This is a genomic window from Stappia sp., assembly GCF_048268045.1.
GTDB lineage: Bacteria > Pseudomonadota > Alphaproteobacteria > Rhizobiales > Stappiaceae > Stappia.
The window spans coordinates 25610-39387 of the sequence record NZ_JBLWWG010000004.1 but is presented as its reverse complement, the minus strand read 5'-3'; the positions used below and the strand labels follow the sequence as shown (position 1 = coordinate 39387).

Sequence of the window (13778 nt, the reverse complement as noted above, 5' to 3'; positions counted from 1 at the left end):
GGGCAAGGTTTCTCAATGGCGAGGACGGGCGGAAAGCCGCGACATGTCGAAAGCATTCAAATTCCTCCCGACGGTCATCAGACGGCGGGGCCGCGAGATCGCCGCCAATCGCGAGGGAACGGCTGCAATCGAGTTCGCTTTCGTCGCGATCCCCTTCATGCTTCTTCTTTTCGGCATCATCGAAATCGGCCTCGCCTTCTTCGCGAACCAGATCCTCGGCAACGCCGTGATGGACGCCGCACGCCTCATCCGCACCGGCCAGGCCCAGGCGGAAGGCTTCAACGCGGCGGAGTTCAAGAAGGTCATCCTCGAGAATATGAGCGGCTTTCCCGTCTCCGCCGACAGGCTGACGATCGACGTCGAGAAGCTCGACAATTTCTCCAGCTACAAGCCCAAGCAGCTTATCGACGACGGCAAGCTGACCAACGACGTGGGCTACAACCACGGCGAGGCCAACCAGATCGTCATCGTGCGGGCCATGTATCGCTGGCCGATGTTTTCCTCGCTGATGCAGACCAACTTCGGCGACCTGGCCTCCGGCGACCGCCTGCTTGTGGCCACCGCCGTGTTCCGAAACGAGCCCTTCCCCTGGTCGACAAAGACTAACTAGGTCCCCACGATGCAACGCCCGACCGCGGAAACGCGCGCTCACGCACCGGAACGCTCCAACGACAATGCATCGCCCTCCGGCGAGACAGGTCGTGCGCGCCCGGCCGCCTTCGGGAGGCTCATCAACCGCCTGGGGCGCGAGACCCGCGCTGTCGCGGCGGTGGAGTTTGCGCTCGTGCTGCCCTTCATGCTGCTGCTTCTTCTCGGCATGATCGAATTGGACCAGGCCATGACGGTCGATCGCAAGGTGAGCCAGGTGGCAAGCTCCATCGCCGATCTCGTCGCCCAGACCGACAAGCTGAAGGAAAGCGACATCGCGGACCTGCTCAAGATCTCCGGAGCGATCCTCGAGCCCTACCCCGAAAACAACCTGAAGCTCGTCGTCGCCAGCATCTGGATCAAGGACGTGAACCAACCCCGGGTGGTGTGGAGCCGGGCGCTCAATACGTCGCGGTGGAACGCGAACAACACGCCACCGATCCAGATCCCCGAAGGGCTGACACAAGACAAGGACACCTATCTGATCGTCACCCGGGCAGTCTATTCGCACCGGCCGACCTTCGCGGCGCTGCTCAAGGATGTCTTCAGCACGGATACGATCGAGCTGTCCGACACCTATTACATGCGCCCGCGGGTCAGCAGCGAGGTCGAGTGCTGCTCCTGACCCCTGTCATTGCAATCCGGTACGTGGCAAAGTGGCGCATCCGTGCCCCAACGGATAGAGCTAACTCCTTCTCCTATTTCATTTTCCGTTCCGGTTGACGGTGTATTCGCGCCGTCGCCCGACGCAAAATCGCGACGGGAAAACGGAGCTGGAAAGCAGGGAACAGGCGAGATCGATGGCAAGCAACCGCACATTCGACGAGATCGAAATCGGCGAAAGCGCCGAGGTGGAGCGCACCCTGACGGCGGATGACCTTTTCGTCTTCGCCCATGCCTCCGGAAACATCAATCCAACTCATCTCCCCGATATCGACTGGAGTGGCGACGGTGTGATCGATGCACCGGTGGCCCCGTTCATGTGGGTCGGCTCGCTGATTTCGGCCGTGCTCGGCAATCAGCTCCCCGGACCGGGAACCGCCTACAAGAGCCAGACCTTCCGTTTTCTCGAGCCCGTCGAGGTCGGTGACCGGCTGACCGTGCGCGCCACCGTCACGGCCAAGGAGGACGGCCGCGTCCTTCGCCTTTCCACAAGGGTGACCCGAGCTGATGGCGTCTGCGTGACCGAGGGAGAAGCCATCGTGGTCGCGCCCGACCGGCGCATCACCTTCGACGCCAGCGCGCTTCCCGGCATCCTCGTCGAGCGCCACCAGCACTTCGACCGGCTCGTCGGCTTTGCCGCCGGCCTGCCGCCGTTGCCGGTCGCTGTCGTTTCTCCCGACGACGCAAATTCCCTTGGCGGAGCGCTGATGGCGGCCAGCCACGGGCTGATCACGCCGATCCTCATCGGGCGCGCCGAGGCCATCGCGCACACTGCCGCCGAAATCGGCGGCGTCCTCGACGGGATCGAGATCATCGACCTGCCGACCGACGACCAGGCCGCACGGCGCGCGGTCGAGCTCGTCCACGAAGGTCGGGTGCGGGCGTTGATGAAGGGGCATCTCCATACCGACACGCTGCTTCACCACGTCGTCAAGCGCGACGGCGGGCTACGCACGGGCAAACGACTGACCCACTGCTTCGTGATGGACATTTCCGGCCGGCCGACCCCGGTGATCATCTCTGATGCGGCGATCAACATCGCCCCCGACCTGACCGCCAAGGTCGATATCGTGCAAAACGCCATCGACCTGGCCCGCGCCATCGGCACCGAGGTTCCCAAGGTCGGCGTGTTGTCTGCGGTGGAAACAGTCAATCCGGCCATGGCGTCGAGCATCGACGCGGCCGTTCTTTCCAAGATGGCAGAACGCGGCCAGATCACCGGCGGCATCGTCGATGGCCCGCTGGCGATGGACAATGCCATCGACATCAGGGCAGCCCGCAGCAAGGGCATCTCGTCGCTGGTGGCCGGTCAGGCGGATGTGCTCATCGCCCCGAACCTGGAGGCCGGCAACATGCTGGCCAAGGAGCTCACCTTCGTTGCCCATGCGGAAGCTGCCGGACTGGTGGTCGGCGCCAGCGTGCCAATCATCCTGACCAGCCGGGCGGACCATGCGCGGTCGCGGCTCGTCTCCTGCGCGCTTGCCCTACTGCACGACCACTGGCTCAAGACCGGCGCTTCCGTTGTCGTCCCCCATGAGGACGGCGAGGCGGCGGAGGAACGCGGCAAGCAGATCGCCCGGGAAACGGCTACGGACGCGAGCGGCAAACCCGCGCAGAGTGCCCGCGACGCATCGGGGTCCAACGCATGACGGCCGCCGCTCCCGTTCTGGTAATCAATGCCGGCTCGTCCTCGATCAAGTTCCAGCTCTTCGACGGCGAAACCTCGCGCCTGCGCGGCAAGGTCGACGGGCTCGGTGCCCATCCCCGGCTGACCATCGACGCGGTCGGCGGCCAGGAACGTGCGACGCGCGCGCTTTCTCCCGCGGAGGCCGCCTGTCACGACAGCGCGCTTGCCGTCGTCGTCGCCTGGCTCGACACGCACATGCCGCAGCTTGCCCTTTCCGCCGTCGGGCACCGCGTCGTCCACGGTGGCGCGGAGCATACCGAGCCGCTCGTCATCGACGACGCGGCCCTGGAGGAACTGGCCGGACTGATCCCGCTGGCGCCGCTGCATCAACCGCACAATCTCGCCGGCATCCGGGCAGCGCGCGCGGCTTTTCCCGACGTCCCACAGATCGCCTGTTTCGACACGGCCTTTCATCGCGGACACGGCCGGATCGAGGACACGTTCGCCCTGCCCGCGCACTTCTACGATGACGGCGTGCGCCGCTACGGCTTTCACGGACTGTCCTACGAGTTCATTTCCGGCGAGATTGCCCGCACGCACCCGACGCTCGCGCAAGGCCGCGTCGTCGTCGCCCACCTCGGCAACGGTGCCTCGCTCTGCGCGGTAAAGGCCGGCCGCAGCGTCTCAACGACGATGGGGCTTTCGGCGCTGGACGGACTGCCGATGGGAACCCGTTGCGGCCAGATCGACCCGGGCGTCCTCCTCTATCTCCTGGAACACGGCATGGATGCGACGGCACTTGCCGAACTGCTCTACCACAAGTCCGGACTTCTCGGCCTGTCGGGGATCTCGCACGACATGCGCGTTCTGGAAGCCTCCGACGACCCGGCGGCAGCCCTTGCCATCGACCACTTCGCCGCGCGCATTCGCCGCGAGATCGGGGCGCTGTCCGCCGTCATGGATGGCCTCGACGGCATCGTCTTTACAGCGGGCATCGGCGAGAACTCGCCCCTGCTGCGCAAGAAGGTGTGCGCCGGACTCGGATTTCTCGGCGTCGACCTCGACGAGGAGGCCAACCTGCGCCAGGAGACAGGGATATCCGCGCCGGGCTCGCGTGTCACCGTGCTGCGCATGGCGACGGACGAGGAGCGGATGATCGCACGCCACGCACGCGCGCTCGTGAGCACCTAGGAGAGGCAATCGCCTCTGTCAGTCGGCATTCTCGATGAGCGGACGCAGCCGGCCGGGCAACGCCCGCCGCCGCTGTCGCGTGAGTTCCACAAGCGGCTCGAAGTGTGCCGCATCGGCAGGCGCGAGACCATGCGGAGCCAGCAGGTTCACCGGCGTTTCGCCGGCTTGCTGCGGGTCTCCGCTTTCGCCCGCCGCCACCGTCAATAGGTTGGCGAGATCGCGGCGGATCGCGTCGGGCACGCTGTCGCGCACGACCTGCGGAGCGTTCGCGATCTCATCCGAAACCCAGATGATCCTGAGCGGCGGGCGGGAACCGTCCCTTGCCAGCAGGTCCTGCAGGGTCCCGCGCCCGCCTTGCGCGTCAACGCTCGACGACCAGCCGAAGGCGACATCGGCACGGCCCGACAGGACAGCACGCGCGGCAGCGAGCGGGCCGGCGACCTCGACGAGATGCTCTGGCGGCGGCGTGATGCCAATGCCGGCCAGCGCTGCAAGCGGAAGCTCACGCCCCGCCGTCGAGCCGGGCAAGGCGACCGCAAGACGCGCGTCCGCGAGATCCTGAAGTCCGGCGAAGGGCGCGTCCTCCCGGACCAGCGCCAGGGCATGCCAGCCAGTCCCCCCCTCGCTGTCGCGGGCGACGGCCAGAACTTGGAGACAGGCGCATTTGTCTTGCGCATCGGCAAAGGCGGTCGCCGACAGGGGCGCATAGTCGACCTCTCCGCGCATCAGCGCATCCCGCAGGTGCGAAAGATCGCGGTAGGCGACAATGATCACGGGCAGCCGCATGCCCTCCTCGAGCATGGCGCGCAAAGGCTCGATGCGGGAAAAATCGCCCCCGCCGGGATCGAGCACCAGGCCAACCCGCAAAACCGGAAGCAGCGCGAGGCGCGCCGGATCGAAGCCGGGTTGTTCCGCCAGCTCGTCGGCATCGGACACCAGATCCTCTCCGGTTTCCTCGGCCTCCCCGGAAAGTCCCTCCTCCGGCCACGGCAGAAAGGCCGGGCCCACCGTCGTGCCCGTGTCATCATCGTATTGCGCAGCGCTTTTTGACGCCGACGATTGCGCCCGCTCCTGCGCGCGAAGCGGGGTGCCGCCCGACAGGACCACCAGCGTCAGGCAGGTCGCAAGGACGCACGGGAAATACGCCAGTGTCCGCCAGCCATGCCAACGCTGGCGTTCCCTCCAGTGCTCGCGCCTGTCCAAACCGTCTGGAAACCTTCGCAATTGCGCCCTATCCAGTTGGAGGGTCGAGCTCCGCCTCGCCCGACTCACACGCAAGGAGCCATCATGCCACGCAGTCCCGATACGGTCGTCTTCGATGTCGGCAACGTTCTCATCCAATGGGACCCGCGTCATCTCTACAGCAAGCTCTTTCCCGAGCCGGCCGCGGCCGAGCGGTTTCTGAGCGAGATCCTCCCTCCGGAATGGAACCTGGAGCAAGACCGCGGTCGCAGCTTCGCCGTCGCCATCGAGGAACGCCTTTCCGTCCACCCCGAGCACGAGGAAGCGATCCGCGCCTGGGACGAGCGCTGGCACGAGATGGTGCCCGGCGCGATCGAGGGCACCGTGGCGCTGCTCGATGAGCTCAAGGACGCCGGGGTGCCGCTCTACGCGATCACCAATTTCAGCGCCGAGAAGTTTCCCGAGTGCATCGAGCGGTTCCCCTTCCTGGGCAACAGCTTCCGCGACACGGTCGTTTCCGCGCATGAGAAACTGGTGAAGCCCGATCCCCGGATCTACGAGGTGCTGCTCGAGCGCAACGGCCTCGAGGCCGCGCAGACTGTCTTCGTCGATGACAGTCCGGCCAATATCACCGGCGCGCGCGGCGTCGGCATGCACGCGGTGCATTTCACCGGTTCGGACGCGCTTCGCCTGGCCTTGCGCGACCACGGCTTCCCGGTCTGACCCACCCTGTTTCGAGGGAGCCGGTCAGCCTCCCTCGAAACCTGCGAGCGTATTGACACAATTGACGCCCAGCGCCTCCACGGCGTAGCCGCCCTCCATGACGAAAACCGTCGGCAAGCCGAGGCCGGCGAGCGCGGCGCCCATGCGGGTGAAGTCCTCCGAGGCCAGCCGGAACCGCGAAATCGGATCCTTCTCATAGGCGTCGAGCCCGAGCGAGATGACGAGCGTGTCGGGTGCGAAATCGCGAATGCGCGCCATCGCGGCAGCGAGTGCGTTCGACCAGGTTTCCCAGTCCGCCCCGAGCGCCAGCGGATAATTGGCGTTATACCCCTCGCCCGCCGCCGCGCCCGTCTCGCCGGCGTGGCCAAGGAAGTAGGGATATTCCTCGCGCGGATCGGCGTGGATCGACAGGAACAGAACGTCGGAGCGCTCGTAGAAGATCGACTGGGTGCCGTTGCCGTGGTGATAGTCCACGTCGAGGATCGCGACCCGCTCTGCTCCAGCATCGCGCAGCCACTGGCCGGCGATAGCGGCATTATTCAGGAAGCAGTAGCCGCCGTAGTAGCCGGCGGCGGCATGATGCCCCGGCGGGCGGCAGAGCGCGAAGGCGGAGCGTTCGCCGCCGGCGACAAGACGCGCCGCCGTCAGAGCCGAGTTGGCGCTGGCACGTGCGGCCGCGAAACTGTACTGGCCGAGCGGCGTGCCCGCGTCGAAGGAATAGCGGCCAAGCAGGCCATCGATGTGATCGGGCTTCGGCTCGAGAGACAGACCGCGCACCGGCCAGACAAAGGGAAACGCCTCGCCACCGCGTCCGGCGTTGGTCCACCGCGTCCAGAAGCTGTCGAGGAAGTCCAGATAGTCGCCGTCATGGACGCGCGCGAGCGGGCCCCGTCCGAAATCCTCGGGCGTGAGCACCTCGCCCAGCTCCGTTTCGAGGATACGGGCGCGCACCATCTCGGCACGCGCGGGAATTTCCACTGCCGGCCGCAGTTCGCCGTCCGAGATCTCGTGCTTGGGATCGTGGGCGAGCTGACCGGGCGAGAATACGGTCTTCATGCTGTCATGCTCCAGATGAGCGCCCGCCCGTCATCGAGCAGGCGGAAACGCGTAGTCGGTGATCTGGCGGTAGGTATCGCCGGGCCGCAGCACCGCGCCGGCGAACTCCCGATGATGGACCGCATCCGGCCAGCGTTGCGGCTCCAGGCAAAGGCCAGCGTAAGCCCCATAGCGCCGACCGTGCGGCCCTGCAACCGGAACGGCGATCTTGGCTCCGTCGTAAACCTGCAGGCCGGGTTCGGTAGAGGACACCTCCAGCGCGAGCCCGCCCGAGGCAGCTTCCAGCCGCGCCACGAGCCTCGGGTCGCACAGCGGCGCGTCCGTGATACAGAAATTGTGGTCGATCATCGTCGCATCGCCGATCCGGCGCATGCGGCGAAAATCGAAGGGCGTCTCCCTAACGGGACGCAGCTCTCCGGTCGGGAGACCATCCGCGTCGACGGGAAGATAGGTATCGGCATCAACGCGCAGGCCGTGGCCGCGGACATCGCCTCCGCCATCCAGATTGAAATAGCTGTGGGTCGCGAGATTCAGCAGCGTCGGTCGGTCCGCTTCACCGCGCAGCACGATGCGCATCCGCCGGTCGGCGTGAAGCTCGTAGCGGCAGAAGACGACAACCGCGCCCGGATAGCCCTGGTCGCCATCGGGGCGTTCCAGTTTCAGCTCCGCGAAATCGGGCCCGGCATCCGCGAGCGCCCACACACACTTGTCGAAGCCCCCAGGCCCGCCGTGCAGATGCGTGCGTCCCTTCTCGTTGAGCTCGAGATGGAAGGTCTCGCCATCGAGTGTGAAGGAGCCTCCGGCGATCCGGTTGGCGCAGCGTCCCACCACAGCGCCGAAATAAGACGAATGAGCGACATAGTCGGCGAGGGTCGCAAGTCCGAGAACTACCGGCTGTCCGGCGACGCGCAGGTCCTGGATGACCGCGCCATAGGTGAGGATCGTCGCCTCCAGATCGCCAAGCCCGATCAATATGCGCTCGACGCGCGCACCGTCCGGCAGCGCTCCGAATTGCGTGACGTTCATCCCACCCCACAGCATCTTGATCGACGGATCAGCGCCGAAAGGCGATCCGCACGCCCCGGACTATCGCGCTCTTTTCCTATTGAATCAAACGCATCGTGCCGGAGCGTATGTCGACCTTGGAAAGCCTGTTGAGCGCGGACATGCCGATAAGCGGCACCTGCAGCGCTCCCTCCGGGAGCACCAGCGCCTTGACGTTGACAAGCCGGATGCTCCCGAGCCGCATTTCACGCAGTGTCACGGGTGCGGCAAGAACCGTTCCGTTGGCCGTGCTGACGCGGGCGGTATAGTCGGCGCGCGATGGATTGAGGCCGGAGGCGCGCGCGACATCCGCCGGAAGGGCGACCACGGAAGCACCGGTATCGATCAGCGAGTGCACCGGGCGCCCGTTGAAATAGGCGTCGACCTCGTAGTGTCCGTTTCGGCTGACGGACAGAACGAGCGTGCGCGGACCTCGCTGGACCGCCTTCGGGGCAGCGGGATCGCCCGAACGGGCCTCCGCGGCGGTCTGGTCCGCGTTCAAAAGCTGCCGCATGAGATCAGGCGCGAAGCGCGGCGCCAGCGCGGCGGCGATGACAACGACGCCGGCAATGAGAAGATATCGCAACATCCGTCGCCCTTTCCTCCTGCGCCCGGGCTTCAGAAGCTAGCAGGAGCGGCTTTCCGTTCGCCTAAACGCAGCGCCCCATCGGGGGAAAGGGTTAGCCGGTGGTGAACGGCTTGCCGTCAGCCGGCCGTGACGAGCGTGACCGTGATGCGCTCGGCGAGAGCGGCAATGGAGGCGGTATCGGGAGAGGAGGACTGCGCGCCCGTCGCGGTACAGGCCAGCGCGCCGGCGGCCGTGCCTTCGGCAAGCGCCCGCTCCACGTCGGCACCCCGGTCAAGCGCCGCGGCCAGAGCGCCGACGAAGGCATCTCCAGCGCCGGTGGTGTCGACCACCTCGACCTCGGGAGCCGCGACGTGCCAGCGTTTCCCGCCCATCTGGGCAACCAGGCCGCGTGCGCCGAGGGTGACGACGGCCAGCCTGTCCGGTCCGCTCAACGCGGCGCAATGGAGGTCGGCGACCGGCGTCTCGCCCGCGCCGAGTGCAAGCGCCAGCTCCGCTGCTTCCGAGGCGTTGGCAACGATCACATCCACCCCCTCGACAAGCCGGGCAAGCGCCGCATCCCCGGACGGCGCGGCATTGAGCAACACGCGGGTTCCGCAAAGCCTCGCCCGCGCAACCGCCTCGGCGATAGGCTCGGGCGACAACTCGCGCTGAAGGACCAGAAGATCGCCCCTTGCCAGCCGCCCCTCGAGCCAGTCGGCGCTCACCCGGGCATTGACCCCGCTCGCGCACATGATCAGGTTTTCGCCGGCCTCGTCGACGCCGATCATGGCGATGCCGGTCGTGCCGTCGAGATGACGCACGTCGGAAAGGTCAACGCCTGCCCTTTCGAGATTGACGAGAGCAGCGGCGGCATGGACGTCCCGCCCAACGGCCCCGACCATCCTCACCCGTGCCCCGGCCCGCGCGGCGGCGAGCGCCTGGTTCGCTCCCTTGCCGCCGGCAAAGAGCTGATGGTCAGGCCCGACAACTGTCTCGCCCGGCGCAGGCAGGCGCGGCAGGACAACGACGAGGTCCAGATTGATCGAGCCGAAGACGGTGATCATGCGACTTCACTCCCTGCCATGCGGCTTGCCGGGTGCCCGGCGCGGCAGTGGGATCAGACCCAGCCACCGTCGACGATATAGGTCTGGTTCGTGCAGGCGCCGGCCGCCTCGGAGGCAAAGAAGGTCACGACCGAGGCGACGTCCGACGGCATCAGCTTGCGCTTGAGGCACTGGCGATCAAGGATTTCGCGCTCGCCTGTCTCGTCAAGCCAGAGCTCGATCTGGCGCTCGGTCATGATCCAGCCCGGGGCGATGCAATTGACGCGGATGTTGTCCGGCCCCAGGTCGCGGGCAAGCGAACGGGTCAGGCCGACGACGCCGGACTTGGAGGCCGTGTAGCCCGCCATGCCGCCCTTGCCGATCATCCAGGAGATCGATCCCATGTTGACGATGGCGCCACCGCCGAGCCCGCGCATGTCGTCGACCACCGCCTGGGCGCAGAAGAACTGATGCCTGAGATTGACCGCGATGCGGCTGTCCCAATACTCCGGAGTCACCTCCTCAAGCTTGTGGCGCTCGTCGTGGGCGGCGTTGTTGACGAGCACCGCGACGGCGCCAAGCGCCTGGCGCACCTCGGCGATGGCCTCGCGCGTCGCCGGGATGTCGGTCAGATCGGTCTCGACAAAGTGAATCTGCGCGCCCTTTGCGGACAGTTCATCGACCAGTGCCGTGGAGGCTTGCGCGTCGATGTCGAGAAAGCCGACCTTGCAACCCTGGGCGGCAAAATGGCGGACGATCTCGGCACCGATGCCGCTACCGCCACCGGTTACGAGCACAGTCTTGTCGCGCAGACCCGGATAGATCGCGAGGGTCGATGCGTCGGACATGGTATTTCCTCCTCCTGAGCGGCTTCCGGCGTAGCCTTTAACAGATCCTATTTGGTGCCATACATCCGGTCACCCGCATCGCCGAGGCCGGGGACGATATAGCCCTTTTCGTTCAGCTTTTCGTCGATGGCGGCGGTGAAGATCGGCACATCCGGATGCGCCTCGTTGAACTTTGCAATGCCCTCAGGGGCTGCGAGCAAGCAGAGGAAGCGCAGGTTGTTGGCGCCGCGCTCCTTGAGCCTCTGCACCGCGGCGATGGCCGAATTCGCGGTCGCCAGCATCGGATCGACAACGACGACGAGCCGCTCGGCCAGATCTTCCGGCGCCTTGAAGTAATATTCCACCGGCTGCAGGGTCTTGGGATCGCGATACAGGCCGACATGGGCGACGCGGGCGGCCGGCACCAGTTCGAGCATGCCTTCCAGAAGGCCGTTGCCGGCGCGCAAGACCGAAGCGAAGACCAGCTTTTTGCCCTCGATGACCGGGGCCGACATGGGCTGAAGCGGCGTGTCGATCTCGACGCTGGTGATCGGCAGATCGCGCGTGACCTCATAGGTTAGCAGCACGGAGATTTCCCGCAGCAGCCTGCGGAAACCTTGAGTCGAGGTGTCCTTCATCCGCATGTGCGTGAGCTTGTGCTGCACCAGCGGATGATCGATTACCGTGGCTCCAGTCATGGCGCGTTCCCCGTCTTGTCAGTTGACCCAATCGCGGCAGAGCTGGTCCCGCGCCTTCCGACGGCACGGCGGAAGCGGCCCTGCCCGTCCAAAACCGCATATCCCACTGTTAGAACATGCCAGGCGGAAGCGGAACCTGCAGCGAGCACCTGGCGGGGCACGATCCACCGCTGTGAGCGGCCGCGAACGGGTCGTCAGGTCCCGGCGTTGGCGGAAACGAAGCCTGTGATCCGGCCCATCAGGCGGGCGCGTGTGGTCTCGTCGCAAAAAGCCGCCTTCACCGCGTTGCGTGTCATCTCGATCAGATCCCCGCTCTTCCAGCCGAAGGTGCGCGCGCAGCTTTCGTATTCCGCTCCAAGCGAGGTCGCGAAGAACGGCGGATCGTCGGAATTGAGCGTCACCCGGCATCCAGCCCGCCTCAGGTGATTGACCGGATGGAAGCGCAGGTTCGAACAGACCCCGAGCGCGACATTGGACGCCGGGCAGATCTCGAGCGCAATGCCGTCCTCCACGATACGCGCGACCACCTCCCGGTCCTCGAGCGCCCTGACGCCATGGCCGATGCGGCCTACGCGCAGAAAATCGAGGGTCGCGGTGATGCTTTCGGGACCGCAAAACTCACCGGCGTGGGCGGTCAATCCCAGCCCCGCGTCCCCGGCCATGCGGAAGGCGCGGGCGAAATTCGCCGGGTGACCCTCGCGCTCGTCGCCGGCAAGCCCGAAACCCGTGACGAGCGGATGGGGCGCGGCAAGAACCTGTGTCACCACCTGCTCGACAGCCCGCGCGCCGAAGTGGCGCACGCCGATGGCGATCATCCGCGCCTCGATGCCAACGGCCTTGCGCGCCCGCGCGATGCCTTCGGCAAGCCCGGCCACATAGTCGCGATAGGACAGCCCCGCGCCCGCCGCATGGTCGGGCGAGATCGTCAGCTCGGCATAGATCGCCCCCTCTGCGGCGATGGAAAGGAGATAGGTCTCGGCGAGATCGGCATAGTCCTCGGGTGCGCGAAAGACACGCGCGGCGCGATCATAGGCGTTGAGGAACCCGGTAAAGTCGGACCACACATAGCGTCCCTGCCCGTCAAGCAGCCCGTCGATGTCCAGTCCGTGGCGCTCGGCAAGCCGCTTGACCAGAGCAGGCGGCGCGGCGCCCTCGATGTGGACGTGCAACTCCGCCTTGGGCAGCGCAGGGGTCTCGGCTTTCAGGACCATGTTTCTCCCACGACTTCACTGACGCCGCCGGCAGGCGGCGAACCATGCCTAGAGGAACGTGACCCCTTTGTCTCCAGGAGCAAGCCCCAGATGCGCGGCGACGGTCTCGCCGATGTCGGCGAATGTGTCCCGGATGCCAATGGCATGAGCCGCGCCGTCCGGCGCAACGCCGATCACCGGCACGCGTTCGCGGGTGTGATCGGTGCCACGCCACGTCGGGTCACACCCGTGATCGGCGGTGAGGATCAAAAGGTCGCCAGCACGCAGCCGGGAGACCAGCTCAGGCAAGCGGCGATCGAAGGCCTCCAGCGCCGCCGCATAGCCCGCCACGTCGCGGCGATGCCCGAAAAGGCTGTCAAAGTCGACGAAATTGGCAAAGACCAGATCGCCGTCCCGAGCCATGTCGACGGCCTCCAGCGTCTTGTCGAAAAGCGCGTCGTTGCCAGCGCCTTTCAGGATCAGGCCAATGCCCTGGTGGGCGAAGATATCGCCGATCTTGCCGACCGTCAGCGTGCGTGCCCCGGATGCGATCACCCGGTCGAGAAGGGTCGGAGCCGGCGGCAGAACCGAGTAATCCCGCCGATTGGCGCTGCGCTCGAAGGTCTCCGCGCTCTCACCAAGGAAGGGACGGGCGATGACACGCCCGATCCGGTAGGGATCGACCAGATCGCGCACGGTCTCGCAAAGCGCATAGAGCCGTTCGAGGCCGAAATGGGTCTCATGGGCGGCGATCTGGTAGACAGAATCGCCACTGGTGTAGCAGATCGGCTTGCCTGTCCTGACATGCTCCTCGCCCAGTTCGGCGATGATCTGGGTTCCCGAGGCATGCCGGTCCCCGAGAATTCCAGGGAGATTGCCCTCGCGAATCACCGCTTCGGTGAGCTCGGCGGGGAAGGTCGGCGCCGTATCGGGGAAATAGCCCCAGTCGAAGGCGACCGGAACGCCAGCGATCTCCCAGTGCCCCGAGGGCGTGTCCTTGCCCCTCGAAGCTTCGCTTGCGGCACCCCAGATGCCTTGCGGGTCCACGCTTGTGTCAAACCCCGCCGGAACCTGGCCGCAGGCGAGTTCCCCGGCATGACCGAGGCCGAGCCGCGCCATGTTCGGCAACGCCAGGGGCCCTTCGCGAAGGCCGCTCTTGTCGCCGAGGCCTTTTGCGCAGGAAGCGGCGATATGGCCGAGCGTGTTCGCTCCCTCGTCGCCGAAGCTTGCGGCATCCGGGGCACCGCCGATCCCGAAACTGTCGAGTACGCACAAGATAGCGCGCGCCATGGGATTCCTCTTTCCTCTCCGCCGCGCA

General features: G+C 66.2%; 14 protein-coding genes. 5 read left to right on the top strand and 9 right to left on the bottom strand.

Annotated elements, in window-relative coordinates:
• Positions 1-43: 43 nt before the first annotated feature.
• The 4 genes from ACN0WF_RS07570 to ACN0WF_RS07555 all read left to right on the top strand — a co-directional run bounded on the left by ACN0WF_RS07570 (position 44) and on the right by ACN0WF_RS07555 (position 4129).
• On the top strand, positions 44-610 hold the full coding sequence (locus tag ACN0WF_RS07570) for a TadE/TadG family type IV pilus assembly protein (RefSeq protein ID WP_417772200.1): 567 nt from the start codon (positions 44-46) through the stop codon (positions 608-610).
• A 9-nt stretch (positions 611-619) separates the two neighbouring features.
• A complete protein-coding gene (locus ACN0WF_RS07565) occupies positions 620-1273 on the top strand; it encodes a TadE/TadG family type IV pilus assembly protein (RefSeq protein WP_417772199.1) in 654 nt (217 codons plus the stop codon).
• A 175-nt stretch (positions 1274-1448) separates the two neighbouring features.
• Positions 1449-2960 (top strand): bifunctional enoyl-CoA hydratase/phosphate acetyltransferase, encoded by a 1512-nt coding sequence (locus tag ACN0WF_RS07560; RefSeq protein ID WP_417772198.1) that lies wholly within the window; start codon positions 1449-1451, stop codon positions 2958-2960.
• On the top strand, positions 2957-4129 hold the full coding sequence (locus ACN0WF_RS07555) for an acetate/propionate family kinase (protein ID WP_417772197.1): 1173 nt from the start codon (positions 2957-2959) through the stop codon (positions 4127-4129). Before ACN0WF_RS07560 ends, ACN0WF_RS07555 begins: the two co-directional genes overlap by 4 nt.
• A gap of 18 nt (positions 4130-4147) precedes the next feature.
• On the opposite strand, the gene ACN0WF_RS07550 is transcribed toward ACN0WF_RS07555, so the two are convergent.
• Positions 4148-5137, bottom strand: a complete 990-nt coding sequence (locus ACN0WF_RS07550) for a phosphate/phosphite/phosphonate ABC transporter substrate-binding protein (protein ID WP_417772196.1) — start codon at positions 5135-5137, stop codon at positions 4148-4150.
• A gap of 279 nt (positions 5138-5416) precedes the next feature.
• Here ACN0WF_RS07550 and ACN0WF_RS07545 point away from each other — a divergent pair, with 279 nt between their 5' ends.
• Positions 5417-6034 carry an HAD family hydrolase gene (locus tag ACN0WF_RS07545; protein ID WP_417772195.1) on the top strand — a complete coding sequence of 206 codons (618 nt, stop codon included), beginning with the start codon at positions 5417-5419 and terminating at the stop codon, positions 6032-6034.
• Between the two features lie 24 nt (positions 6035-6058).
• On the opposite strand, the gene ACN0WF_RS07540 is transcribed toward ACN0WF_RS07545, so the two are convergent.
• From ACN0WF_RS07540 to ACN0WF_RS07505, 8 genes are all read right to left on the bottom strand, one after another.
• Positions 6059-7090, bottom strand: coding sequence for a histone deacetylase family protein (locus ACN0WF_RS07540; protein WP_417772194.1), 1032 nt, complete (start codon positions 7088-7090; stop codon positions 6059-6061).
• 30 nt (positions 7091-7120) lie between these two features.
• A complete protein-coding gene (locus ACN0WF_RS07535; protein WP_417772193.1) occupies positions 7121-8116 on the bottom strand; it encodes an aldose epimerase family protein in 996 nt (331 codons plus the stop codon).
• Positions 8117-8192: 76 nt separating this feature from the next.
• On the bottom strand, positions 8193-8723 hold the full coding sequence (locus ACN0WF_RS07530) for a retropepsin-like aspartic protease family protein (protein WP_417772192.1): 531 nt from the start codon (positions 8721-8723) through the stop codon (positions 8193-8195).
• A gap of 116 nt (positions 8724-8839) precedes the next feature.
• Entirely contained in the window at positions 8840-9766 is a 927-nt protein-coding gene (locus tag ACN0WF_RS07525; RefSeq protein WP_417772191.1) for a ribokinase, read from the bottom strand.
• Positions 9767-9819: 53 nt separating this feature from the next.
• Complete coding sequence (locus ACN0WF_RS07520) at positions 9820-10593, bottom strand: SDR family NAD(P)-dependent oxidoreductase (RefSeq protein ID WP_417772190.1); 774 nt, start codon at positions 10591-10593, stop codon at positions 9820-9822.
• Positions 10594-10640: 47 nt separating this feature from the next.
• Positions 10641-11270 carry a uracil phosphoribosyltransferase gene (upp, locus tag ACN0WF_RS07515; protein WP_417772189.1) on the bottom strand — a complete coding sequence of 210 codons (630 nt, stop codon included), beginning with the start codon at positions 11268-11270 and terminating at the stop codon, positions 10641-10643.
• Positions 11271-11464: 194 nt separating this feature from the next.
• Positions 11465-12481 carry an adenosine deaminase gene (locus tag ACN0WF_RS07510; RefSeq protein ID WP_417772188.1) on the bottom strand — a complete coding sequence of 339 codons (1017 nt, stop codon included), beginning with the start codon at positions 12479-12481 and terminating at the stop codon, positions 11465-11467.
• 48 nt (positions 12482-12529) lie between these two features.
• Complete coding sequence (locus ACN0WF_RS07505) at positions 12530-13750, bottom strand: phosphopentomutase (protein WP_417772187.1); 1221 nt, start codon at positions 13748-13750, stop codon at positions 12530-12532.
• Between the last annotated feature and the right edge of the window lie 28 nt (positions 13751-13778).